Annotated in this window: 20 protein-coding genes; 14 read left to right on the plus strand and 6 right to left on the minus strand. The window is 47.8% G+C overall.

The window, feature by feature from the left end; translation table 11 throughout:
• Positions 1–27: 27 nt before the first annotated feature.
• Entirely contained in the window at positions 28–1,422 is a 1,395-nt protein-coding gene (locus KDM90_RS07600) for a dipeptidase (protein WP_212674966.1), read from the plus strand.
• A gap of 159 nt (positions 1,423–1,581) precedes the next feature.
• On the opposite strand, the gene KDM90_RS07605 is transcribed toward KDM90_RS07600, so the two are convergent.
• Both KDM90_RS07605 and KDM90_RS07610 read right to left on the minus strand, forming a co-directional pair.
• Positions 1,582–2,472, minus strand: coding sequence for a peptidase associated/transthyretin-like domain-containing protein (locus tag KDM90_RS07605; RefSeq protein ID WP_212674967.1), 891 nt, complete (start codon positions 2,470–2,472; stop codon positions 1,582–1,584).
• Positions 2,473–2,534: 62 nt separating this feature from the next.
• Entirely contained in the window at positions 2,535–3,281 is a 747-nt protein-coding gene (locus KDM90_RS07610; RefSeq protein ID WP_212674968.1) for a hypothetical protein, read from the minus strand.
• A 243-nt stretch (positions 3,282–3,524) separates the two neighbouring features.
• Here KDM90_RS07610 and KDM90_RS07615 point away from each other — a divergent pair, with 243 nt between their 5' ends.
• The 6 genes from KDM90_RS07615 (at position 3,525) to KDM90_RS07640 (ending at position 11,816) form a co-directional block, all read left to right on the plus strand.
• Complete coding sequence (locus tag KDM90_RS07615) at positions 3,525–4,214, plus strand: response regulator transcription factor (protein WP_212674969.1); 690 nt, start codon at positions 3,525–3,527, stop codon at positions 4,212–4,214.
• A 46-nt stretch (positions 4,215–4,260) separates the two neighbouring features.
• The gene (locus KDM90_RS07620) at positions 4,261–5,760 is read left to right on the plus strand and encodes a sensor histidine kinase (RefSeq protein WP_212674970.1); all 1,500 of its coding nucleotides are present in this window, start codon (positions 4,261–4,263) and stop codon (positions 5,758–5,760) included.
• 172 nt (positions 5,761–5,932) lie between these two features.
• On the plus strand, positions 5,933–6,631 hold the full coding sequence (locus KDM90_RS07625) for a FadR/GntR family transcriptional regulator (RefSeq protein WP_212674971.1): 699 nt from the start codon (positions 5,933–5,935) through the stop codon (positions 6,629–6,631).
• Positions 6,632–7,006: 375 nt separating this feature from the next.
• Positions 7,007–8,446 carry a glycoside hydrolase family 88/105 protein gene (locus KDM90_RS07630; RefSeq protein ID WP_230409664.1) on the plus strand — a complete coding sequence of 480 codons (1,440 nt, stop codon included), beginning with the start codon at positions 7,007–7,009 and terminating at the stop codon, positions 8,444–8,446.
• Between the two features lie 93 nt (positions 8,447–8,539).
• Positions 8,540–9,802: a DUF4861 family protein gene (locus KDM90_RS07635; protein WP_230409665.1), complete on the plus strand. Its 1,263-nt coding sequence runs from the start codon at positions 8,540–8,542 to the stop codon at positions 9,800–9,802.
• A gap of 151 nt (positions 9,803–9,953) precedes the next feature.
• The gene (locus KDM90_RS07640) at positions 9,954–11,816 is read left to right on the plus strand and encodes a glycoside hydrolase family 28 protein (RefSeq protein ID WP_212674972.1); all 1,863 of its coding nucleotides are present in this window, start codon (positions 9,954–9,956) and stop codon (positions 11,814–11,816) included.
• A gap of 23 nt (positions 11,817–11,839) precedes the next feature.
• Here the strand turns inward: KDM90_RS07640 and KDM90_RS07645 are convergent, their stop codons facing one another.
• The 4 genes from KDM90_RS07645 to KDM90_RS07660 all read right to left on the minus strand — a co-directional run bounded on the left by KDM90_RS07645 (position 11,840) and on the right by KDM90_RS07660 (position 18,427).
• Positions 11,840–12,646 (minus strand): sulfite exporter TauE/SafE family protein, encoded by an 807-nt coding sequence (locus KDM90_RS07645; protein WP_212674973.1) that lies wholly within the window; start codon positions 12,644–12,646, stop codon positions 11,840–11,842.
• Positions 12,604–14,022 carry a pectate lyase family protein gene (locus tag KDM90_RS07650; protein ID WP_212674974.1) on the minus strand — a complete coding sequence of 473 codons (1,419 nt, stop codon included), beginning with the start codon at positions 14,020–14,022 and terminating at the stop codon, positions 12,604–12,606. The genes KDM90_RS07645 and KDM90_RS07650 overlap by 43 nt, the downstream gene beginning before the upstream one ends.
• A 174-nt stretch (positions 14,023–14,196) precedes the next feature.
• On the minus strand, positions 14,197–17,139 hold the full coding sequence (locus KDM90_RS07655; RefSeq protein ID WP_212674975.1) for a TonB-dependent receptor: 2,943 nt from the start codon (positions 17,137–17,139) through the stop codon (positions 14,197–14,199).
• Between the two features lie 520 nt (positions 17,140–17,659).
• Positions 17,660–18,427 carry a C1 family peptidase gene (locus KDM90_RS07660; RefSeq protein ID WP_212674976.1) on the minus strand — a complete coding sequence of 256 codons (768 nt, stop codon included), beginning with the start codon at positions 18,425–18,427 and terminating at the stop codon, positions 17,660–17,662.
• A gap of 424 nt (positions 18,428–18,851) precedes the next feature.
• Here KDM90_RS07660 and KDM90_RS07665 point away from each other — a divergent pair, with 424 nt between their 5' ends.
• From KDM90_RS07665 to KDM90_RS07695, 7 genes are all read left to right on the plus strand, one after another.
• A complete protein-coding gene (locus KDM90_RS07665) occupies positions 18,852–21,188 on the plus strand; it encodes a catecholate siderophore receptor Fiu (protein ID WP_212674977.1) in 2,337 nt (778 codons plus the stop codon).
• Between the two features lie 113 nt (positions 21,189–21,301).
• Positions 21,302–21,982 (plus strand): Fe2+-dependent dioxygenase, encoded by a 681-nt coding sequence (locus KDM90_RS07670; RefSeq protein WP_212674978.1) that lies wholly within the window; start codon positions 21,302–21,304, stop codon positions 21,980–21,982.
• A 117-nt stretch (positions 21,983–22,099) separates the two neighbouring features.
• Complete coding sequence (locus KDM90_RS07675) at positions 22,100–22,738, plus strand: PepSY-associated TM helix domain-containing protein (protein ID WP_329605304.1); 639 nt, start codon at positions 22,100–22,102, stop codon at positions 22,736–22,738.
• 67 nt (positions 22,739–22,805) lie between these two features.
• Positions 22,806–23,318, plus strand: a complete 513-nt coding sequence (locus KDM90_RS07680; RefSeq protein WP_212674979.1) for a DUF2271 domain-containing protein — start codon at positions 22,806–22,808, stop codon at positions 23,316–23,318.
• Positions 23,319–23,335: 17 nt separating this feature from the next.
• Entirely contained in the window at positions 23,336–24,154 is an 819-nt protein-coding gene (locus KDM90_RS07685) for a DUF4198 domain-containing protein (protein WP_212674980.1), read from the plus strand.
• Between the two features lie 10 nt (positions 24,155–24,164).
• Positions 24,165–25,211, plus strand: a complete 1,047-nt coding sequence (locus tag KDM90_RS07690) for an FAD:protein FMN transferase (protein ID WP_212674981.1) — start codon at positions 24,165–24,167, stop codon at positions 25,209–25,211.
• Positions 25,212–25,279: 68 nt separating this feature from the next.
• Positions 25,280–26,758 carry a sulfite reductase subunit alpha gene (locus KDM90_RS07695; protein ID WP_212674982.1) on the plus strand — a complete coding sequence of 493 codons (1,479 nt, stop codon included), beginning with the start codon at positions 25,280–25,282 and terminating at the stop codon, positions 26,756–26,758.
• Positions 26,759–26,999: the final 241 nt, after the last annotated feature.

Here is a 26,999-nt window from a genome sequence, read left to right on the forward strand (position 1 = left end):
TACCTCACTCGAAAGTAAAGGATTTCCATGAGCACGTCTAAGATCATGTCCCGCGGTCAGCGCAACATCCAGTCTATCAACCATCGTATTAGCCGCCGGCTTCCGATGGCCCTACTGATCAGTGCAGTGCTCAGCGGCATGACTGGAATGACGTTAACGTCCTACAGTTTCGCCGCCCCCAGCAATACCAAAATGAGCTCGGAACAAACACTCATTGCTAAGGCAAAAGGCATACATCAACGTGTGCTCACTTTAGACACCCACAATGATATCGACATCAATAATTTTGCGTTTTCTCGCAATTATTCACAAGACTTAGAAAATCAAGTGACCCTGCCAAAAATGTTTGCCGGTGGTCTCGATGCCTCATTTTTCATTGTTTATACTGGCCAATCAACGGAGCCTGACGCATTCGAACCAGCAGGTTACAAACGCGCTTACGATAGTGCGATCAATATGTTTGAAGGCATCCATAGAATGACCACTGTATTAGCTCCAAAACAGATTGAATTTGCACGATCAGTTGCCGACGTCCAACGAATCTACAAAAGCGGAAAAAAAGTGGCCTTGATCGGTGTTGAAAATGCCTATCCACTCGGTGATGAAAAAAACGCGATCAAGCGTGTGAAGCAATTTTATGAACGCGGTGCTCGCTATATGTCGCTGGCACACCAAGGTCACAGCCAACTATCTGACTCCAATACAGGTGAAGCTATTGGTTGGAAGTGGAATGGACTCTCACCACTTGGCAAACAAGTCATCGCAGAAATGAATAAATGGGGAATCATGGTCGATGTGTCGCATCCGTCGAAAGAGTCGATGATGCAAACATTGGCTATCACGAAAGCACCGATCATTGCATCGCATTCATCGGTACGCGCATTATGTGACGTTAGCCGGAACATGGATGACGAGCAATTAATGGCGCTGAAGGCTAACAATGGCGTCATTCAGATCGTCGGCTTTAGCGCCTATCTAAAAACTGATTCCGCTGAGCGCCGCGCCGCACTTAAGGCATTACGTGACGAATTCAAACTCCCTGACAATGTTTCGGCCCAAGCTGTGCGACGTGGTCCAGTCGGCGGCATTAGCGAAGAGCAACGTGCGAACCTCCTCCAAAAATTGAATGAAGTCGATGCAAAATTCCCACCGCCCACGCGCGCCAATGTGAAGGATCTGGTAAATCACATTGACTATGCTGTGAATAAAATCGGTATCGATCATGTCGGCATCTCTTCCGACTTCGATGGTGGCGGCGGCATCGATGGCTGGAATCATGCTGGCGAAACCTTCAATGTAACTTTGGAATTAGTCCGTCGCGGCTACACCGAAGCGCAAATCGCGAAACTCTGGAGTGGCAATTTGTTACGTGTGATGGCGGATGTCGAAAAAATCGCAAGAGAGCAGCAAGCGCAAAAGTAAGGCAATATTCCATGACCGACAAATGACCAACAAAAGAAGGTCATGGATACACCCATCCTCAAAATGGGACAAGCACAGCCGATTGCACGTGAACTCATTGCAAAACAGCTTCGCTTGCCCCATTTTCGTCAATACCCACCGTACAACAATCCGATTTGATCAGGCGCTCACATTGATCGTCAAGCTAGCCACGTAGCCCTCTTTCGCATTGCCAGTGACACTCGTCATTTGCAAGCTCGTTCCATCACTAAAAATATTATCGCTTGCGAAACTAATTTGCGCCAAATTGCGCACACTCGTCGCGTACGCAGAATCGGTATACGCCTCATTCATCACACTTAAGGGAAATGTGAATTGCGAAGTCTTGACCCGATTGGTCACACTGGTACTTTTCGCAAGTGTTGGAAACACTTCAAAATGTACATGCGGCATACGTCCAGAATAACAGCCTGGGAATATCGTGACAAAACTCAATTCACCATTCGCATCGGTTTCTTGAACACCGCGTAAATAGTTTTGATTCGTAACGCCCGATGAATACAAAGAATAATTTCCATCACGATCACAGTGCCACAAATACACCGCAAATCCACTTGCGACGGCACAATTCGTCTTCGCATTATTGATTTTCAATTTGATCGTTAAGGGAATACCTCCTGCCGTGCCAGAGGCACCATTAAAACTACTACGAATATCTTGTCGCACAATGCCACTCATGGTCAGCACATTGACAATTCCACTCGCATTTGTATTGGTTCCATCGCCTGGATAAGGCCCGGCCGTCTCCTCTGGAACGATTGCGCAGCTACTCGTATCAGTTCCAGTGCTGGTACCTGTACCGGTACCCGAATTACCGCTACTTGTACTACCGACACTCGTCGTGGCACCACCACCGCAGCCAATTAAAGGCATCCCTAATCCACCTAACACCAACCAACGTAGACTCGTGCGACGACTGGTCGGCATGGTCAAGATCCGATCCAAATCGTGAGCAAGGCCTTGATGATGAGATTCTTGCTCTGCTACTTCCGGTGTATCGCTTGTTTTCATTTGCTTCCTTTCACTTCGTTAAACACGCATTCACTATTGACACTGACACTCAAGCACCAGCACTACGCAACCGTGCTAATGATGTTGCCACGGCTGCTAGCGCCTTCTAAATTGCTCGCAATGTTTTGCAAGAAACGGTTAAGCATTTGCGACTGTTCCTCAGATCCATCGGAATTCACCCCTAGTGCTTGAAGTAAATTGCCAAATGAACTGCTCAGTGCCGACAAGCGATCACTGCTCGCGCTGGCCCCATTGGTGAGACCCGTGGCATTTGCATTACTCGTTTCTGTACTGGCGTCTGCAGTGGAAGTGGAATTGGTGGATTGCAATTGACCAATCAATTGTTGCAAATCTTTTTCCAAGCCGCCTGGCTCACCAAAAATTCGTGCGCCCTCTGTTGGTGGCTGCAATTGAACCTTGTCTCCATTTGTCTCAGCATCGGATGTCGCACTATGTTTCTGTTGGTGCAGGCTACTTAACAATTCTTGCAAAAAGCTTCCCAGCGCTTGCGCTGCGTTGCTCGCACTTGTATCGGTATTGGTCGTATCCGTCGTATTGGTCGTATCGGTCGTGCTAGTCGAGCTATTCGTCGTTTGACCGACGCCCAAACTTTGTAATGCACTCGCAATCGCATCAATCAGTCCCCCTCCCTGACTCTCCCTTGGTGGCGGCGGTGGCGGCCTGCCACTAGCATGTTGATGCACGGCTTGACTCGATGTCGAACTATTGGCACTACCTGTACTAGTTAGATAATTCAACGAAGCACTTGTATTATTGGTGGAAACACCACCCAGATTGCTCCAACTCATTTGATCCTCCCAAGCTTTCATGACTATGGATTGCTATCCATGAGTTCATCGAAAATGAACTTATCTCCATTATGGTTTTGACGCTTGTAAAGTTGAGTTAAGCAAACGTAAATCTATGTAAAGATTGTGGTGAAATCAGCCCTAATGTCGGGATCTGAGAATCCAGTCAAACCAAGTTTTGCTATGATGTGACAGCTTGCACTGACATCTCCCCTTCACCCACTCAAGCTTTTGGCCCGCATCATGAATCAGGTTTTACTAATCGACGACGATATTGAACTCGTCACCATGTTTCGCGAATTCCTCGAGCAGGAAGGTTTTGCTGTCGATTGTGAACATGATGGGCAAAGGGGGGCTGCAGCGGCACTCAGTGGTCAATATGCGATCGCGATACTCGATGTCATGATGCCTCGCATGAATGGACTCGAGACACTGCGACAGATACGACATCAAAGTCAAATGCCCGTCCTCATGCTGACAGCACGCGGTGACGATACGGATCGCATTGTGGGATTAGAGCTGGGCGCAGATGACTACGTAACAAAACCTTGTACACCGCGCGAACTAACCGCCCGCATTCGTGCCATTTTGCGACGGACACAAAACCATACCGGGATTGAACTCGGCGAGACTGCATTGGTTGCTGGCAAGCTCAGTTTGTGGCCAGGCCAACGACGCGCGAGCTGGGAGCAAGTACCTTTAGAGCTGACTAGTACTGAATTCAATTTACTCGAAGTATTGATACGGCATGTCGGCAAACCCGTCAGCAAAAATACGCTTTCAGAACAAGCATTGGGGCGTCCTCTAGCGCGATTTGATCGCAACATCGACGTCCATTTAAGTAGCTTACGACACAAACTTGGCAATCTAGCCGATGGGCGCTCTTGCTTGCAAACGGTGTACCGGCTTGGTTATCAATTGGTGAAGGAATGACTTAATGCGCAGCCTTTGGTCGAGCCGTCTATTTTGGAAATTTTTCGTGTCTATCCTGCTAGCACAGGTTTTGGCCGCTCTCGCGGTGGGCGGCACAGTTTGGTGGCGCAATCAAGAAACGCAGAATCGTCAATTCAGTCAAATTGAAAATGGTCCGCGTGCAGAAGAATCCATACAGGGCGCAAAGGCCATCCTAGAATATGGCGGGCAGGAAGCGCTTGAACAATACTTGAGAACGCTACAGCATCACCAAGTCTATGTCATTCGCTGGCAGAATGGACAAGCGCAAGAATTACTCGGTCGCAAGCTCAGTCCAGAAATCTTGCAAGAATTAATGCAAGACAAATCAAATGACGCGAGCAAAGAGAATCGTGCCCAAGGTACAGCGCAGAATAGAGGCAATCTCAGCCCCGCCAGCTACCGCATGCAAAGCAGAGGCGAAGAGTATATTCTTTTTCTGCCACGTAATCAGGCAATGCGTGCACCGTCGAATTTTGACTACAACCCATTTATCCGCCTTGAAACTCGACCTTCACCTCCCAACGAATTGGATCGCAAATATGCCCTGCAAAATGTGCTAGGAGACCGTCCAGCACCCCCGCGTCGAATGGAACTGACCTTGTATATGATTGCTTTAGCTGCGGTCTTTGCTAGTTTGGTTTTTGCAGCATTATTAGCTTGGTATTTTACTCGTCAAATTCTGAATCTTAGGCTGGCATTTGCGGCGGCGGCTGAGGGACAATTAGCCCCGCGCTTTCAACAGCAAAGTGGCAATGATGAACTCAGCGACCTCGGTCATGCGTTTGATCAAATGTCGGCTCGGCTTAAACACATGATAGAACGGCAAACCAAACTTTTGCATGATGTATCGCATGAACTGCGCTCACCCTTGGCAAGGGTACAGGCCGCAATTGGCCTCGCCCATCAACAACCTGAGCGGATCGCTGTCTATTTAGAAAGAATAGAAAAAGAAAGTGGTCGCATGGATAATTTAGTGGGCGAACTCTTGACCTTGGCACGTCTTGAGGCAGGGGCCTATTCATATCGAAATGAATTAATCGATTTTAATGAATTGCTTGAGCAACTGGTCGTCGACGCACAACTTGAAGCCGATATGCGTGAATGTGAGTTAATCTTTGAATCCCAATCATCAATCATGCTTCACGGGCAAGCGGAATTACTCAACCGTGCATGCGAAAACGTTTTGCGCAACGCCATCAAATACAGCCCAAGGTCGAGCAAGATCCACCTTGAATTGGCTCTCGAACAAAAACAAGAACATCAACAAGGATGGGCGACGCTCCGTATTTCTGATCAAGGGCCCGGTGTACCTGAACACGAAATCGCCTCAATTTTTGAAGCATTTTATCGTAGTAGCAATGCACAACAAACGACTGGGCATGGTTTAGGACTCGCCATCAGCCACCACGTCATACAACACTTCGGCGGGCATCTATGTGCCTGCAACCTCCCTACTGGTGGGTTTTGTGTCGAAATCAGTTTGCCTTGCGCCATCTCGAAACCTAGCGAACACGCGCCGCAATAATCGATCCTGCGGACAAATGTTGTTCATCGCATGGAAATCACGCCGTGTATTCCCCTCATTGCTTGCGACATTGGACAGACCAATTTAGAATAGCCTGTCTCCCTTGCGTCACTCATGTCGATATTTTCAGCATCGTCGCAAGTTGTTTTATCTCCCTTTTTCTGCGTATTCAATGAAAAAAGCTGCATCAGCCTTAGAAACGATCCCACCAGAGCCACGTCTTTATCGCGTTGTATCTGGACGCATTCAACAATTAATCAAGGATGAAAATATCGCAGCTGGTGAACGACTACCTTCTGAGCGCGATCTTGCAAGCAAACTGAATGTGAGTCGAGCGTCCCTGCGTGAGGCCTTAATTGCGCTTGAATTAGGCGGGATTGTCGAAGTACGTGGTGGTTCGGGTGTTTATGTGAGTGAACAAGCGAAAGCGGACTCCGACGTAATGGAAGTCGGCCCAGGACCATTCGAAGTCTTGTCTGCGCGTCGACTGATTGAATCAGAAGTCGCTGCAATTGCAGCAAAAAATGCAACGGATTCTGCAATCGATGCAATTTTAAAAGCGGTACTTGAGATGGAGAAGAACCACGACAACCGCAATGAAAATGAAATGGCCGATCGCAATTTTCATTTAGCCATCGCGCGCGCGACTGGGAACAGCGCACTAGTTGGTGTGATTGAATATTTATGGAATCAACGCGGCAGTTTGTGGCATAAATTAAAAGAACATTTTCAAACAGAAGAATTGCGTAAGCAAACCTTACTTGATCATCGCGCGATTCTCGCCGCAATTGCTGCGCACGATGCAAATGGTGCGAAACAGGCAATGCGCGCCCATCTGGACCGCGTCAGCCGAACCTTTTCACGCGGATAAACTCGAGTGGGCACACTGATGCCCAATTCCCGCCCCCCCCAATCATCATGCAACACGCTGTGCCAGCAATTTAGCAGCGATACTGCAACGATACAGCACGTCTGAACCGATCTCGATTTGACACAGGCAGCTAGTACTTACGCGCCAATTTACTTGCGCAATCAAAGACTTATGCAGCAATTGCGCATCCATATGCGAAAATATTCTGCCACAAAAATACCACATTCGGCTAGTCCACATTGCGATTTTGGTCTTACCACATTAAAATGGCCTGACCACATTTACGCATTCAACCGAATCGTTTAAACTTCAACCAACATGCCATGTGCTTTGCAATACACGCATTGAGCAACGACAAATAAAGATTGGACACCAATGAAACTCGCACCACTATCTAAAGTCATCCGCCATACCACCTTGGGATTGAGTGCACTTACTTTACTTTGCGCTGCGAGTGTCCATGCAAGCACCTCAGCCAATCCCCAATATCGCAACACCGATAATCCGAATCTCGCTGACAAAGGGGAAGGCACTTATCCCATTCCTTACAAAATGCCGGTGGTCAAAGAGGTGACCGATGCACTTCATCGCATTCGCGCCTATCTCGAATCCACCACACCCACTCGGATTATCCACAAAGGCACAGGGGCAGCTGTCACAGATTTAAAAAAGCCAATCAAAGAGGCAATCTTTGAACCCAGCAAAGGCGATTACGGCATCATGGTGTATGAGATGGGTGTCGTGCACTCAGGGCTGTTAAAAGTACGTGCAGCCACCCAAGACGCTCGTTTCACAGCCATGACTGAGCGCCATCTTCGTTTTTTCGCGGAGACGATGCCCTATTTTAAAGCGCAAGAAGAGCAATTCCACTTAGAGCGTGCGAATAGTTTTTCTCGCTTCCTTGATCCACGTTCCCTCGATGATAGTGGATCAATGTGTGCCGCGCTGATCCGCGCTCGTTTCGCCAAAGTAGGTCCCGATCTCGATCAAATGATTCAGATCTGCGGTGATTGGGTCGCAAACAAACAGTTCCGTTTAGCCGATGGCACCTTGGCACGCAAGCGCCCGCAAGCTGTTTCTCTTTGGGCGGACGATATGTATATGGGAATCCCTGCGCTGGCCGAACTCGGGCATATGACTGGCGATGTTCGCTATTTTGACGATGCCGTACGCAATGTTTTGCAAATGAGTCAGTACATGTTCAATGCGCAAAACAATTTATATACACATGGCTGGAATGAAAACAATCCTGATGCGCCGCGCTTCTATTGGGCTCGCGCGAATGGTTGGGCAGTGCTTGCTATGTCGGATTTGTTGGATGTGCTGCCAAAGTCGCATCCTGGGTACAACCAAGTTCTCAATCAATTGCGCGCCAATCTAAAGGGAATTGCAGAACAACAATCGGGACAAGGCTTGTGGCACCAAATGCTTGATCGCCACGACTCTTATTTAGAAACTTCTGCCAGCGCGATGTTCGTGTATGCCATTGCGCATGCAGTCAACCAAGGATGGATCAGTCCTAGCACATGGGGTTCAATCGCTCAGGCTGGTTGGGCAGGTTTGGCAAACCGCATCACCAACAAGGGAGAAATCGAAGGTATCTGTGTCGGTACGACTTTTGCCAGTGACCATGTTTACTACTATCATCGTCCAACCAGTGTTGAAGCACTACACGGATATGGTCCGACACTCATGGCGGGCGCGGAAATTATTCAAATGTTGAATAACCCTGCTTTCAATATTGAGCACAAGGTACGTACTTATCACTACGTCCCGAGCAATGCAGCGAAAACTGACTATCGTGAACACCACTAAGCTGAATTGGTTTGACCGATCGAATAACCGATTCAACAGCCAATCCACGAACACTTGTCAACCACTTCGAATTGAAGTCAACATGGAACTAGCATGATGCGTAACCGAATTCCAACACTCCTTGCACTCGCCAGTGCGACCGCTCCACTCATGTTGTTCTCAGGGTCAATCTCTGCACAAGAGCAAGCACAAGCGCCATTGCAAGTGGTGGTATCGCATCAGCTGGAACAAGCACGGCCTTCAGAAACCATCACGATTCCATGGTCACAGATCAATCAATATTTACCGGGCGCCTTAATTCAGAAAATCGCGGTAAAGGACAAACATGGAAAGGTACTAGCCCACCAAGTTACGAATATTGCGCCACAAGCCAAAGATCCCAAAGGAATAGGCATTGCCTATGGAGAATTGATCTTCCAATACCATTTTGCAGCGGGTGAAAAAAGTGCGGAATTCACAATCGAAAAGATAGACACAGTCGCTCCCGTATTTGAAACCAAAGCCTTTGGTCGCCATGTTCCCGAGCGTCTCGATGACTTTGCGTGGGAAAACGACAAAGTCGCTCACCGGACTTATGGACTTGCTCTCGCGGCGCCAGCGCCAGTTGGTGTGACCAAAGAAGTATTGGTGACCAGTGGCATTGATATCTGGTTTAAACGCGTTAGCTATCCGATTGTCGATCGTTGGTACAACAAGGGACATGATCATTACCATCATGACGAAGGCGAAGGCATGGACATGTACAACGTCGGCAAATCTCGCGGCTGCGGAGGTACCGGGATTTGGGACGGACAACAACTCCACACTAGTATCAACTATGAAAAATGGAAAGTGTTAGCGAATGGCCCAGTGCGGACAGTCTTTGAACTCAGTTATCCAAGCTGGGACGCCGCTGGTATCGCAATAACGGAAACCAAACGCTTCACTGTCGATGCTGGGCATTATCTCGACAAGATTGAGAGCAGTTTTCAATATCTTGGCGGACAAACACTCACTGCCGCTATTGGGCTCAACAAAACACCCAGCGACAAGGGACAATCCCCGCACATTACACTCATTCAAGACACTGATCGCGGACTATTAGCCCAGTGGGTGCAACAAACAAGCAAAGGCGAATTCGGGACAGCGATATTGGTTGCTAGTCCGAATACCACCACCTCGTTTGCAGAAGATACGCTGAATCATTTGATACTTGCGCCTGTGCAAAGCGGTAAGCCGTTGACCTACTATGCAGGTGCAGCATGGAATCGTAGTGGTGACATTTTATCCAAGGAGGCATGGCAATCCTACCTCAACAATATGGCACAACGTCTTCGCGATCCGATTCAAATTCAACTCAAAGCCAAAGCACTGTAAAGCAACACTCTGTTGTGAGTTAGCTTCAAGCATAGCGGAAACCTCGCGCGATGCAATTAAGCTAGCTCATACTCGATTGTTGACCTATTCTTCATACTGCCTACATTTTATTGTGAATCAAACGGATTCGCCCTCTATCGGTCAATCAACTATGTTAAATGCTTCTTCTCCCCTGAATCGCCAACGACGCGCACTACTCCGCTACGCAAGTGCAACAAGTTTGTTTGGCATCCCTATTTCTACTCGCGCCGACTCAGAAGCAAATTCTCCGATTAGCACACAAGAGGCGTGGCAACGTGCTGAAAAAATTATTGCGCAATTTAGTAAACCTTTACGTTTTCCAAAGCGCGATTTTGATATTACCCAATTCGGTGCGAAAAGCTGCGCCACGCACAGTGTTGCCGCGCATATTTCATCTGACACAGAAGGGGCGATCAACGGGATTGTCGCAGCACCCGAGCTAGGCGCGTTTGATTGTTATGCAGCCATACGGAATGCAATCGACGCCTGCCATCAGGCCGGAGGTGGCCGAGTCATCATTCCGAGCGGTGATTGGTATTGCGCTGGTCCAATACGTTTACGCTCCAATGTGCATCTTCATCTACAAACCAAAGCCCATGTATTTTTTAGCGCCAATCCAGCTGACTATGCAAAGTATGGCGATATTGATTGCGGTAAAAACGGCAAGCTAGTGATATCGCGTTGGCAGGGCAATGACTGTCTGAATTACTCATCGATGATCTATGCCTATGCAGAAACGAATATTGCATTGACTGGAGAAGATCGGACAAGCATTTTAGATGGCCAAGGTGGCACGCCATTTGAAGATGGATCTGGCCTGAATTGGTGGTCATGGAAAGGGAAAAAAAGTCTTAGCAAACCCAATCCCTACTCAGAAGTTCAAGTCAATCCGAACAATCCAACCACACTCGATCAATGGGCACCGTCACTCTCACCGGAAGAAAAATTATTCATCCAAGGCCCCGGCGATAAATGGCGAACCGATGCGCGTTTCCTCCCCGCTTTGTCTGAATTAGGGATACCAACGTCCAGTCGTATTTTTGGAATCGGGCACTATCTACGTCCGTGTATGATTGAGTTCATTGCTTGTACCAATGTCGAGCTACGTGGCTATAAGATACAAGCATCACCATTTTGGCTACACCATCCCGTGAAGTGTACGCATTTACATATTCAGCAGGTAAATATGGATAGCATGGGACCGAACAGCGATGGTTTTGATCCAGAATCCTGCGATACCGTGTTGATCGATCGTTGCAGCTTTAATACCGGCGATGACTGCATTGCGATCAAGTCCGGCAAGAACCGCGACACGCAAATGGGGCCATCACGCCATATCGTGATTCAACGTTGCACCATGAATAGCGGACACGGTGCCGTCACACTCGGCAGTGAGATGGCAGCAGGGATAGAGCACGTCTATGCACAAGACTTGGATTTCAATAACATCCATTGGCAAAGTGATCCGCTGAATACGGCAATACGTATGAAAACGAACATGAATCGCGGGGGCTATTTGCGTCATTTCTATGTCCGAAATATCCGCATTCCGAATGGTGTCAAAACCACACCCGCCTTCTACAAACCCTTACCAGGCTCGCAAATTCCTTTGCAGTCTGTCCCGTCGACTGCGGGAGCAATCATCACCATCGATTGCGACTATGCACCTGCCGACGATAGCGTACGTACCCGACCGCCCATGATTTCAGACATTCATATTGAACATGTACAAGTGGGAAATGTCGATACTGAGCAAGGCGCATTTTCCTGCTATCAAGCGTTTGTGTTGTTGGGCCCGGTCGCTTCTAGCTTCAATGGTAAGCCAGGAAGCACCATACTACCGATTCAACGCGTAAGTATTCGTCACTGTGATTTTGGCAAAGTCCGTAACAACAATGCGATCTGGTATTCACACAACGTGCAAGACCTGCAGCTAGAGAATGTACGCATCAATGGTAAATCCTACACACAAAAAATTTCCTCACAAGAGTGACTTATGACGTAAACAGGATGGCATTACCAGAAAGAATCGAGTAGGAGTTTAACTCCTGACAGACCCAATAATCCAGTTGCCAAATGAAAGAAATATTTTTCTGGAATAAGCCGCAAAACGCGTAAACCCAACCAGACCCCGATAGGAGCAAATAGGGCAAGCGACGCCGCGATTTGTATGCTTTCTTGAGTGAAGAATCCTAGCGCAAAATAGGGAATCACTTTACCTGCATTGATGACGGTAAAGAATACTGCGGTGGTCGCGACAAACTGCTCTTTCGCTAGTGGGCGAGCCATTAAATACACCAAGATTGGTGGCCCCCCCGCATGCGCGACCGTGCTGGTTACCCCTGAAATCGTCGCGCAAATCGTGGCGAATGCCGTCCTAGCTTGTTGCTGCCAATGTAGGCGCTGACGGATTTGAAACAATCGATCGAAAGTGAACAACACTGCAATTGCACCGATTAAAGCTTTGACGTACCGATCAGGAAAAAAACCTATTGCGAGTGCACCGAGCGCCAAACCGAACAAGCCTCCTGGTAAGATCAATTTCAGCTCAGTCCATGACCATTTCTTCCAGTAGGCTTTAACGCCAAAAACATCCATCACGCATAAAATGGGAAGCATCACCGCGACCACTAATCGAGGCGACAAAAACATCGCCATCAATGGCACGCCAACACCACCGAGTGCGCCACCAAACGCAGCTTTCGAAATACCCGTCAACATGATCGCAAAGGCGCAGACCATCCATGCGGTACTATTCATTTCGTTCATCAATACACCAATTAACGATGTATTGCGCGAGGCAACATCGTGGCTAAATCCCATTCGCTTTCTTGAAATAAAGCATGCGTGGGTTTGGTTGCAGGGTAACTGCTAACTTCTCGCTCATCATTAATAATCGTTCCGCGCCCCTCTGCGATGAAATACAAAACACGGACATCGTCTTGATCGCGATTCCATGGTCTAGCACCCGCCATCTGCGACAGTTCGGTCTCCAGCAAACCCGATGAAACTAAGGGCAGACCGGAAGGCCAGTTTATCGGTTTTTGTTGCCAAAACACCTGGGCTGGCGTTTCGCCATAACGACCAAACAGCGGCAAAGCTTGCCCAAACTGATCGACCGCTCGGTTATCATCAACGTAGAGAGCAAGATCGCCGACACCACCCAGTAAAATTAAGGGCAAGGCTTTTTTGGTCGACATTCCACCCCGCAACACATTACCGACCACATTCATTTGTCCAGTCTGATACGGATGATCCTCCCACTCAAGCGCCATTAAATTGTAGTGAATCGCTTTTGCACGTGGGTTATAAATCAGATTATTTGCAATTGTTGCTCGCGCACCGCCCTTGAGCAAGGGATTGCGCTCGACATTATGTGCCCATATGTTTCGATAGAAGATAAGCTCAGTCACATTATCGTGAACCAAGCTACCCTTCGAGTGCTCCCCTTTCGCATGACTCGCTTCGGCTAATCCTTCCACTGCGAAATTATTCGAAAAAAGCACGTGATGACTCGTATTGGCGCGCCAATCATCTGGTGTAAAACCTTTGAATCGAGGTCCTGAAACCGACATATTTTCATCAATCGCCCAACTCATACTGCAATGATCAATGATGACATGATGAGCAGCCGAAACATTGATGGAATCGACCTCCCAACCGCTCGCTTTCGTTTGCCCATCGACCCCAGTACGAATACGTAAATGTTGAACAATCACTTGCGACGCACGAATATTGATACCACCCCGAATGATTGTAATTCCAGGCGCTGGCGCGGTTTGTCCAGCGATCGTGACGTACGGCTCATTAATGGATAGTACGCTGCGCTCAAGGTCGATCACGCCTCCCACCTCGAAGACAATAGTTCGAGGGCCTTTTGTCTCTAATGCAGCGCGTAGGGAACCCTCACCTGCCTTTTGCAAATTGGTCACCCGTACAATTTGTCCACCGCGTCCGCCCACCACATCATCGACCCAAGCGACATGCGCAGGGTACGTGTAACGACGCTGATCTTTGTCATACTCAGACGAGGCGTTTTGCGCCCAACCCAAAGTCGCCAGGGTCGAGAGGAGAAACCAACTACTGAGACGCAATCGATTGACATTATGTATTGACGCGAAACAGGCGTGGACCTTTGCTTTGCATAGTGTGAGGAACAGACCTGCAGAGTTAAACTTGATTTTCTTGGTTTGCTTCATGGCTTGGGCGTTGGCTAGGTTTTTTTCGCGATGGATTGCGTACTTGGTGTGCTGAAAAAAATAAAAGAGCGTCGTTTAACGCCTTAAGTTAAACGACGCCCGATACGCTCTTTTCTATTTCCAGAAGATGCGTCGATGGCGATGGCAACAAAAAATTTGTCGCTACCAGACTACTTAAAATTTATAGCGTACCCCTGCCAAAAATTCACGACCTGTCACGTTATTCACGACCACACTATTGCGAGCACGGCTAATGAATTGATCATTTTCTTGGTTGGTCAAATTCGACCCTTCAAAACTGAACTCCCAGCGATCATTCAACTTATAGGTAATCGACAAGTCGACATTGACCGTGCCGTTTTTACCCTCAACGTCATTATTATTTTGCCCTGGAACACGGGTCAAAAATGCAGAGCGTTTAGAGGCTGAAACACGTGCGCTGAACGCACCATCGTCGTAATATAAAGTGGCATTCCAAGCGCGTGGCGAGAGATTCAGTAGATCATCTGTGATCGTCAACGCACTGGTCGGTGATACGACGTATTCAATTTTAGAATTGACATAAGTGTAGTTCAACAAAGTTCCAAAGTTCTTGCCCCATGCAGGCAAGAAACTAAATGGCTGTTGATAGTTCAGCTCAAAGCCACGCAGTTTGCCACCCTTAGTATTAATTGGCGCAGTAACTTGGAAAACTTCTTCACCCGTAAAATTTGCAGGCAACAAAGACATGGGCAGTCCGGTATCTTTGAATGCCACATTCGTGCGTATGCTTTGGATATAGGTATTAATATTCTTTTGGAACAGCCCAAGTCCCAAGAACGCATTTTTCGCAAAATACCATTCAAAATTCGAATCGAAGGTATCAGCACGGAATGGTTCAAGTAGTGGATTGCCGCTGGTGACTGACAAAGTTCCAGTGGTAGAAATCGTACCGCCCGGATTTAAGTTACCTAATTGTGGGCGCGCCATGACTTTCGCAACGGCAAATCGCGCAATCACATCCTTGCTCAAATTCATCGCTAAGTTTGCCGAAGGTAGGAAATCATTGTAGCTGTTGCGTACTGTGACTTCGGTTCCACCCGCGGTGGCTTGATAGCCAGTCGCATTTTGCACTGTTTGTACATAACGCGCACCGACATTGCCACGGATTGGGAATGCCCCAATCTTATTACTGAAATCCGCCATAAAGAAGAAACTTTTATCCTCTTCCGTCACAGATCGATTGTTTCCGCGTGCATTGCCATTGGTAATGGAGGACAAGGTAAAATCACCAGGTCCACCCGCAGGTCCGCTCTTCAAGCAATTACAGTAAATATCATAAGCCTTCGCGATGGCATTCAGGTCCGGAATTAGCCATGACGTCGGAGTACCAGCAGGTAAATTTTGGCCGCGCCCAAACCCTGTCAATTGGGTTGTTAAACTCGCGATGCTCGTGCCGGCATTCGGTGCAAAGATCGTATCGTTTTGATTTACTCGACGTGATTCGTATGAGTCAAACGTATACTTCTTCAAATCCGCACCTGCACGCAGAGTCAACTTATCGTCAATGACATCCCACGCAAAGTCGAGATGCGCCACATCGTTACGATTATTCGCACCTTGTGGACGAATCCGAATTTCACTCGTGGTGGTATTCGGAACCGTCGCAGCTTGCGTGCCTGTTGTGACCTGCGGTACCGAAACCAGTGTCATGGGGCCTGCGGTAGAGGCAGGATCGAATGGATAGGTGATCACGGGCATTCTGTCATTGCCACGGAAATCCAGTGCGTACCCATTGACATTTAATGCGTCTAAGGTTGTGGTTGTTTGTACTGGATTCGCAAACTTGGATGTTGCTCGACCTATGCGCGCATTCATTCGCAAGCTTTGACTAAATTGGTGCTCCAAACTCAAAGTCGGTTGTGTAAAAGTGGTCGATAATTCGTCAAAACGCGACTCTGCACGGATGTCGACACCATTGTACTGACCATACAGCAATGCACCGTTCGGCGCATATTCGGTTTTGACCACACTGGTTTGCGGCTTACCACCTTGGCTGGCGGAACGGCTAAAGGAAATCGCTTCAAGAAAGTCTTCTTGGCGCGTCGCATCCAATTTGGAATACAGCAAGTCGAGCGTAAAGATCGTGCCGCGCTGTGGTTTGTATTGCAAAGATGTCGTTAAGCCTAAACGATCTTGATCATGGGTTAAACGACCATAACGCGGTAAGCGCGGAACGAAATTATTGGCAGAACTAGCGAGGTTATATGCTTCGATAGTCTCTGGTGTTCCGGCCAATCTTGCGACGCCTTGCGCAGCTGGACCGCAGGTCGTTGCAGTCGAAGTGCTTGGATTTGCTGGGGTCACGCCTACCGGTGCACACCAACCGCCTGAGGATGGCCCATTGTCCCAACGCACCGTACTAAAGCCCTCTTCATATACACGTCGTTTCGAATAGGCGCCGGACAGCAAGACACCAAATTTATTGTCGGCAAAGGTATTGGAAATCAAAAATCCTACGCGCGGATCGGTTTTTTGCGACAAATCGTTATAACGCCCTTTCGCCATGACGGTCGCGTTAAATCCACGCAAGTCAAATGGACGCATCGTCTGTAAATCGACGGTTGCGCCAAGCGAACCTTCATCGACATCCGCGGATGCACTCTTGCGGACTGTCAACGAATTGAATAATTCTGAAGGGAAAACATTAAAATCAAAACCACGTGAGCGATTTGCCCCCCCTGAACTATCGGTGCCTCCTGTCGTTGCTAGGCCCTCAATTCCATTGATGCGCACTCGAGTGAAATCTTGTCCTAATCCACGAACTGTGATGCTGCGACCTTCACCTGCGTCACGATCAATGACGACGCCAGGCACACGTTGCAGTGATTCGGCCAAATTGGTATCGGGGAATTTCCCCATGTCCTCGGATTTGATCACATCCACGATGCCATTGTCATCGCGCTTCTTATTCAAGGCACTTTCGAGCGAAGCACGTAAACCTGTAATGACAACCAGAGTCGGTTCTTCTGTCTTGGTTTTCGTGTCTTGTGCATAGGCGTTAGTAATCGCCATGGCAATAATAGAGGTGCTTAGGGCAAAGCGGGTTAGTTCGCGTTTGAATTGATGCTGGCGCATGATCGTCTTCCTTTTTGTCTCGAATATTTATGGTGAAGTGAGGACAGAACCGTTTCAGTGCCAACTCTTTGGTGCAAACTTCGGTGATCAATCGAAGTTGCAAGGATCCAAAGAGGCGATTAAACGATCTCACCTAACTTTGCGCCAATTCTAAATTTATTTATTGTGCGAACGCGAGAACTATTCCGATTCAACATTTACCAATTAGGCAATCATTTACAATAAAATTTTACAATTCGAGCAAGTTGGCATATTTAAAATTCGCCAAAAAGTTCACAAATAGCACGCAAAAGTAATCAATGTCACTCAAGTAAACAAATAATTTCCTCAAGGAAAATTAATGAATGCGTTTTCATGACAATTTTTTCGCGCAATTATTTATCATTTTTTTCGCCTTAAAACAACAATTGGTCTTACCAAATATGTTTTTTGGTTCGCCAAAATAGAATATTTGGTCGATCCAAAGTGCTAAATCCTGCCTGACCAATAGCGCTTTATTCAGACAAGCCAAAGCACTTTCTCAATCTTCGACCGTGCGCAGCGTCCAGAAATCCCATGCAAGTTTTTTATCCAAAACATAGGCGTATGGCAGACTAAAATATCCTTGCTGCCCCCATCTAGAGCCCCATGAATTCATGACGAGGAAGCGTTCACTGCGATTGCTATAGCCGACAATCAACACAGCATGTCCACCTAGTTTCTTTTCACCTTGGCGTGGAAGCGATAACACACCTCGCCGCGCAAGTTGCGCCGAGTCAAATGCTTCAAATACGGTGATCCCCAAGACGAAGGGATAACCATCTGCGAGACAGGCTTGCAAGCACTTGAGATCTTGCGGCAGACGCTGGTATGCAATGCTTTGATGTCGCTGTGCGGTTTCGTAAGCGTATTCTGGCGGCTGCTCAGCGAAGCGATGCGCTCGATAAGGCCAATGCGCTTCTGGACACAACCCATGCTTTGCAATACTTTTTATCGCATCGCGAAGATGGGCTCCTTTGTTTTCCAACTGCTTACCCGCGAGAGCACGAGCGTTATAGTGCAGAAATAGGCGTGAAGGACAAAACCGTGGCGTGGCTTTTCCACTCTCGCGTGCCTGCTTAAGCAAGTTAAATCGATATGCATTGCAAACTGCATTTGCAGCACAGCTACCGATACGTGAGCCTTGATCAAATACGTCTGGACAATGTGGACGCAGATTCTTACTGTGCGGCAGAACAAGAGCTGGGCTAACGAAAGGATGATCACGCGGATCAGGATCGTCGGCCTCCAATAGAAATAATACAGACATTACCCACCCTCACTTTGGAGTTATTTCGACGCTGAGATTACAAGCCATTGAGCACCAAGAATAGTGCGATTCAATCCTTAAGACCCCCTCTACCAACTATAGCAAATCCTTGAGGGCGATTGGATTCTCAAAAAGTGCCCATTCAAAACACCATCGAATTAGACGTAAAAACAATACTGCCTTTCCCGATACAAACGCGCATCAAGCTCCCATCCTGTCAATTACGCCCTTGTTTCACATCGCTTAAAAAGCACATGCCTAAGTAATACATGCTAGCAACTCGCATTTTCATCACAGGCTCAAAATATAAATGCGAATGAGAATAATTATCGTTTACATTTATCAAATACGTGCCTATAATCTCCCCCCATACACCAACACCCACAATTAAACCGATTTAATTTTCTTATCGACAGGATTTTGTATGCGACAAGCCACCATCTTGAGCACCAAGCACACACTGACTCAACCTGAGCAACATAAAAAAATGGGCCTACAATACAGTGCCATCCTCGCCAGCTTAATGTTACCCGTCGCTTTGCAGGCACATGCACAGCAGGCCAACGAGGACAAGAAGGCACCGACAAAACAAGAACAACAGTTACAAGAAATCGCAGTTGTCGCAGGCAGTGAAAATGCATTCAAGGCGAGCAAGGCCGCCTCCAACAAATATACCCAGCCCCTAATTGACACACCGCAAACAATCAGTGTGATCAAGCGTGAATTAATAGAACAACAAGGCGCAATCAATTTGACCGATGCCCTCCGCAACACGCCCGGTGTAGGAACTTTTTTCCTAGGTGAAAATGGCAGCACCAATACTGGCGATGCGATTTATATGCGCGGTTTTGATGCTTCAAATAGCATCTTTGTCGATGGCGTGCGCGATCTTGGTTCCATTTCACGAGACATGTTCAACATCGAACAAATTGATGTACTCAAAGGATCAGCGGGCACTGATAGTGGTCGCAGTGCAGCCACAGGCTCGGTCAATTTAAGCAGTAAACAAGCACATTTGGATGACGCAAGCTTCCTCCAATTTAGCCTAGGAACCGCACAACAAAAACGCTTCACCGCAGATAAAAACGTCGTTTTGGACGCTCCCAGTGGCGCCGCTCTTCGCCTCAATTTAATGGGGCAGGATAGTGGTGTTGCAGGGCGTGATATTGTCCAAAATCGCCGTTGGGGATTTGCACCATCACTGGTCTATGGACTCAATACAGACACACAATGGACCCTGAATTTTCTCCATGTCGAACAAGACAATGTTCCTGACGGTGGCGTCCCGACGATTGGACTACCTGGTTACGCAAGTCCCGATACAAAGCGTCCCTACATCAGTGCGGCGAACAGTGTGAACCCAAGCAATTTCTACGGATCCGTTAGCGATTTCGATCAAGTCGAGGCGAATATGCTAACGGGGAAAATAGAACATCGTCTATCTCCAACTGCAAAAATTAGCAATACCACTCGAGTTGGAACCACCACGCAACATTATTTGCTCACAGCGTTTATGGGAAATGCCGCGAATCTAGTCACACCGAACGCAAACGATCTTTCAACTTGGACTTTAGCGCGCAATACCCGGACATTGAAGGATCAACAAAATGATATCCTGACGAATCAAACTAATTTGCAGCTTGAGCTCCAAGTCGGTGGGATCAAACACAATATCCTCGGTGGCGTTGAATTAACGCACGAACAACAGAAGACATCGGGATACAGTGGCACCGGCACACTCGCTGCTGCCAACTTGTACCAACCCAATCCTTCGGATCCCGTGAGTGGACTGCAATTGCAAAAAAATGGGGTATTCACACGTGGTGCCACCAACACCAACAGCGCCTATTTGTTTGATACCGTGGAATTAAACGCACAATGGCAAATCCATAGCGGGCTACGAATCGATCGCTATCAAACAGATTACAGCGCTGCTAGCCTATCGACGGCGAGCAGTCACCCCAATTTGCCAGTCGGTACATTAGTGCCGCTCAACCTAAATAGTTCCGGCAATTTGATAAACTGGAAATTTGGCACCGTCTATAAACCTGTCAATCACGGTAGCGTATACCTCTCATTGTCAACGTCAAAACAACCGCCAGGTGGTAGCAACTTCGCCCTAAGCTCTTCCGCAAGCAGTGCGGCGAATCCCAAATTTGATCCACAAGAAACACGCAATGTTGAGATCGGAACAAAATGGGATTTTTTGAAGGAGAAAATCAGCTTAACCGCAGCCATTTATCAAACTGAAGTTAGCAACGAAGTCGTACAAAATCTCAACGACTTACTGTACTACCAGACTGGAAAGAAAGAAGTCAGTGGGGTTGAACTCGGTATCACAGGCGCAATCACTCGCGACTGGTTGATCAGCGCCGCGTATGCGAATACATCAACCAAGGTAGCAAGTGGGCCGACAGTAACTGCTAACGGGGAAAACAATTTAGCCTATGCACCGAAACAAACCTTCACCGCATGGACCTCCTATCAAACACAGTCAGGAATAAAATTGGGTGGTGGAATCCGTTTTGTGGATGCCTTGTTGCGAGGCACTGATAGTGCAATCGGAACACCCGCAAAGACAGCGGCCTACTGGGTCGCCGATGCAATGCTCAGTTATCCGCTCAATCGCAGACTGGATCTACAACTCAATCTGTATAACTTAACGGATGAAACCTATGTGGCAGCCATCAATAAAAGCGGTTATCGCTACACACCGGGAACACCGCGCTCTGCGAGTTTGACATTCAATCTGAAATTCTAAATATCCAAGGCGAGCGAAAAAAGAAGCTGTCATGCTTCTTACTGCTCGCGCAAAATTGAACGACAATTTCTCACGTCTTGTTTTAACAGTGAAGCGATCACCAAGGACAAAATATGATGTTGCATATCCCCGAAGTTCTTAGCAAAGAAGAGGTCAAAGCACTGCGCCAAAAGCTCGATGCCAGCAATTGGGTTGATGGCAAGGAAACCGTTGGCGAACAAGGAGCAAGAGTGAAGAAAAATCGCCAGCTCGCTGAGCACTCACCGCTTTCAATCAAGCTAGGACAAATCGTCGCGAATGCGGTAAGACGCCATCCCCTCTTTTTTGCGGCCGCGCTTCCATTGAGGATAGCACCCCCTCTTTTCAATGCTTATGCTGGTGGCGAACATTATGGTCTGCATGTCGATGGTTCAATCCGTGAAGTGTTAAACGCGGACTACCAACTCCGGACTGACTTGTCCTCGACCCTCTTTCTATCTGAGCCCGACGAGTACGAAGGCGGTGAATTGGAGGTCGTCGATACCTACGGTACACATCAAGTCAAATTGCCAGCGGGAGATTTAATCTTGTATCCCTCTAGTAGTCTGCATCAAGTGAAACCCGTCACCGCTGGAACACGTGTTTGTTCTTTTTTTTGGACCCAAAGCATGATTCGCCAAGATGCTCAAAGAACGATGTTATTTGAAATGGACCAGCATATCCAAAGTTTGCGCCTTCAACTTGGTGATACGCCTGCCGTATTGGGTCTAACTGGGCAATATCACAATTTGTTAAGAATGTGGGCTGAAACCTGAACAATTTGATACAAGCTGATTCATCCAACGCAAAATTTATCGCATTGAAAGCCGTATAATCAAGGCTTACTGAATAGGTAAAATCTCCTCTTTAATTGCCTTTTGAATGATTTAATCGTGAGCCATCATCCACAACAACGACGCGCCTTTTGGCTCAGACATCTGCATAACTGGCATTGGATCAGTTCGGCGATCTGTTTAATTGCAATGATCTTATTTGCCCTCACTGGTTTTACGCTAAATCATGCGGGTGACATTGAAGCGCATCCTGTGACTCATAAAAAGACAGGACAAGTCCCATCCAATTTGCGCGAACAGATGCTGCAACTTGTTCAAAAAAAATCAGCAAAAACTGCCGATCCCACGCTACCTTTAGAGGTGCAAACTTGGTTGGAACAAAACCACAAAATTGATGTCCAAGGTAAGCCTGCCGAGTGGTCGCCCGAGGAAATTTATGTGGCACTGCCACGCCCTGGTGGCGATGCTTGGTTGCGAATTGCGCTTGAAGATGGAACGTTAGAATACGAGCTAACTCAACGCGGTTTGATAGCCTATTTAAATGACTTACATAAAGGCAGGAATACTGGCAAAGCTTGGTCATGGTTCATCGATCTGTTTGCCCTAGCCTGCCTGATCTTTTGCGTGACTGGACTATTCCTTCTCAAAATGCACGCAAATAATCGTGTATTAACATGGCCTCTAGTCGTACTAGGAACGCTTGCGCCACTTTTACTGGCGGTTCTTTTTATTCATTAAACATGGATACACCTTTCACGTAATCAATACCCAATAATCATCCATTCACTATTGAAGAGGTAAAACAATGCAAAAAATTCTTCCCTTCGCCATCACAACTTTATTAGGGTCTTCCGCAATGGCGGCAGAGCTGGTAGTCAAATTGGAGGTTCCCAAGCTCGACGTTGCTGAATATCACAAGCCCTATGTCGCCTTGTGGATCGAACGCCCTGATCAAACCTTAGCTGCCAATTTACAAGTTTGGTATGACCTCAAAAAACGCAATAACGAAGGGGCCAAATGGCTAAAAGATTTACGCCAATGGTGGCGTCGCACAGGTCGCGAACTCAGCTTACCGATTGATGGCGTCAGCGCCGCCACACGCATCGTCGGCGAACACAGTTTGAGCTTTGCTGGCGATAGTAATGCGCTCGCAAAATTGCCGGCAGGTGAATACAACCTGATCGTCGAAGCCGCGCGCGAAGGCGGCGGTCGAGAAGTCGTTAAAGTTCCCTTTGTTTGGGGAGGCAAGGAAATCGCGGCAGTCACTGCACAAGGTAGCCACGAGTTGGGTAAAGTCAGCGTGCAAGTCAAGAAATAATCACACAAGGAAATAATATGAAACGTTTTGCACTCTCTATTACGGCCTGTGCACTGAGCGCGGCTTTATTCACACCTATCGTTGCGCTGGCAGATCGACCATTCATTTTGCCCGGCATGACTTTAAATTCTGGCAATGCACCGCTGATTACTTTCGATGCTGCGGTCGGTGAAAACCTCTTTTACTTTGATCACAACACACTGAGTATCGACAATCTAATTATCACCGCAGCGGATGGCAGTATCGTTAAGCCAGAAAGTACTTCGCCTGGAAAATTACGCAATAGTTTTGATTTGCGCGCGACGATGCAAGGGACCTACAAAGTAAGTATCGTCAATGATATGCTGATCGCAAATTATAAGGAAAATGGTGCGCCTAAACGGTGGCGTGGCAATGCAGAGGCGTTTGCCAAAGAGGTCCCAAGCAACGCTGAGGATCTACAAGTATTTCAAAATCAAAGTCGGATTGAAACATTTGTGACAAATGGCAGCCCAAACCACACTGCGCTCAAACCGACGGGCAAAGGGCTAGAATTACAAGCCGTGACACACCCGAATGACATCGTCGATGGCGAGCCCGCTCACTTTCAATTGCTATTAGATGGCAAACCAGCTGCTGGCGTTAAAGTGACTGTCATCGCTGGAGGTGCTCGTTATCGTCAAAAATTGGGAGAGCAATTTTATACTAGCGATACCAACGGCAAAATTTCCATTCAATGGCAAGGTGCGGGAATGTACTGGCTCCAGGCTCGTACAAGTGACAATAAAACTGCAGTGACTGCAGCAAAGGAACGTCGTGTTAGCTACATTGCGACCTTAGAAGTCATGCCGCAATAAGTTGACCGTCATGTCCGACTGTAATCCGCCTACCAACATCGCCAGACGCGTCTTTATTCCCACGGTGCTGCAGCAACTCGACGCACTGCCGGAGGACGCGGATTACTTTGTAACACATGGACTTAGCATGGGCACCAGCTGGAACGTCAAAGCCATGCTCCCTGCCCGTTTTGATCGAGTCCAACTCCATGCAGAGTTGCAAGCGAAGTTAGATTTGGTCGTACAGCAAATGAGTCCATGGCTAGAACAATCAAATTTGATGCAATTTAATTTGGCACCAGCGCAAACTTGGCACGTTATACCAAACGAGTTTGATCATGTCCTATCGCATGCGATCTTCGTTGCAGAGCAAACCACTGGAGCATTCGATCCAACCATTGGCCATCTTAGTAATCTTTGGGGATTTGGTCCAAATGGCAAAATTGCTGAACGTCCCGACGATACAGAGATACAACAAGCCTTACAGGACAGTGGTTGGCGTCGTCTTCAATATGATCACACCAAGCAACGCATTTTTCAACCGGGCAATCTGCATATCGATCTTTGCTCGACGGCCAAGGGCTTTGGTGTCGATCTTCTCGCTCGCCATTTGCAGACGGAGGGCATCGTCAGTTATCTGGTTGAAGTAGGCGGCGAACTGCGTGGTCTGGGCTGCAAAGCAGACGGACAGCCTTGGTGGGTGGAACTCGAAGCGCCCACGAGTGACATCGATGCTGGCCGTATCTCGGACGTCGTGGCTCTCCACGGCCTATCCATCGCCACTTCCGGTGACTACCGACGCTACTTTGAACAAGCAGGGCAACGTTACTCACATACGATCGATCCCCGCACTGGCATGCCCGTTCAACACGGACTTGCTGCGGTCACCGTATTACATCCAGAGTGCATGATCGCCGACGCCTTAGCGACAGCCATTAGCGTGCTGGGCCCCGATGCAGGTATGCGTTACGCAGAACGGTTAAACGTCGCAGCGCGATTGATTGTGCGCGAGAATTCGGGCATCCAAGTTCATCTAAGTCCTGCTCTAACTGCGATGTTAGACGAGATGAATGACTGAGATCCACGCCATGCATCAGTATTTAAACCCGCGGCATGACCTACTTCGCACAATACCAATCTTAAGAAATGAATAGTTCGACTACTCCAATACTGCCTTTACGCTTTCTAAGCATTGCTCTCGTTGTCGCGATTGGCATCAGCGCTGCGCTCCTCTGTTTTTCTCTGCCTATCTCCGTTTCATCACAAACGGCTCGCCTGTTTCAAGCAAGTAGTTTAATTCTTAGCTACGGTATATTTTTTATCTGGATCATATACCGGCATCGGCTTCGGCATAGTGCCGACGCCCCTGTCCTCCTGGATAAAGAAAACAGTCATGAACAAGCGATTTGGATCGTCTACGCCAGTCAAACAGGTTATGCAGAACAATTGGCAGTGCAGACCGAAGCGAGTTTGCTGCAAGCTAAGTTGCAAACCCGTCGAATCGACATCCGCCACCTCAATGCCACGGGTCTGCAGCAAGCCAAACGAATACTGTTTATTGTCAGTACAACTGGTGAAGGAGATGCTCCCGACAGCGCCGCACAATTTACGCGCGCCATCATGGCAAACACGTATCAGTTACACGAGCTGAGCTATGCGGTACTGGCACTTGGTGATCGTAACTATCAAGCCTTTTGTGCGTTTGGTCAGCAGTTAGATCATTGGCTACATCAGCAAGGCGCCAAACCGCTATTTGATCTTGTTGAAGTCGATAATGGTGATGATGGCGCTTTACGCCACTGGCAACATCAACTAGGTATCATGAGCGGTCAAACTCAGTTCGCTGACTGGCATCCTGCAGAGTACGCTGATTGGATTCTCGAGGAACGCGAATGCATCAATCCAGACAGTTTAGGAAATCCCGTCTTTCATTTGAAACTGCGAGCACGATTAGGAACAGCGAACTGGGAGGCAGGCGATATCGCCGAGATATTACCGCAGCGACCAGGCATCGAAACCACCCTACCGCATCGTGAATATTCGATCGCATCGATTCCAGAAACTGGCTCACTCGATTTAGTTGTCCGTCAAATGCATCTCGCGGATGGTAGTCTCGGTCTCGGCTCTGGATGGCTCACTGCCTACGCCGATATGGGTGCCACAATAAAATTGCGTTTGAGGAGCAATCGCAGTTTTCATCCCGTCCCGACAAACCGACCATGTATTTTCATCGGCAATGGCACAGGCATCGCTGGCTTGCGCGCTCACCTCCAGCATCGAGAGCGACAAAATGCTCCGCAGAATTGGCTATTGTTTGGAGAACGACAACAAGCTATCGATTTCTTTTTTAAAGCCGAAATAATCAACTGGCAAAAAACTGGCTTGCTTAACCAACTCGACTTGGCTTTTTCACGCGACCAGAGTGAACGAATCTACGTCCAAGATCTACTACAAAAGCATGCAAAGACCTTACAAGATTGGGTAAAAAATGGGGCTGCGATTTACGTTTGTGGTAGTCTACAAGGGATGGCTAGCGGCGTCGATATGGCACTTCGTCAGATTCTCGGCGAAGACCAGTTACATCACTTGCGGGAAGAAGGCTTATATCGTCGCGACGTGTATTAATTGCATGGAATGCGTTTCACGACAAGCCAAAGCGCAAAACAAAAACGGTTCGCGATAGGTCAATAAGGCTGCGTCATTTCATTCGATAACATCGAAAATTCGCCAAGCAATCAACGCTGTACATCCGTAAAGTTCAACTCATTTCAATTCCAACGAACATGGAAATACTTGCAGAAAAACTCGGCAAATTCGATAAGTTTGACCGGATCCACTTTATTCGTCGCGACAGAAGTCAGTGTGT

This window comes from Affinundibacterium fentianense (assembly GCF_018139545.1).
GTDB lineage: Bacteria > Pseudomonadota > Gammaproteobacteria > Burkholderiales > Burkholderiaceae_D > Undibacterium > Undibacterium fentianense.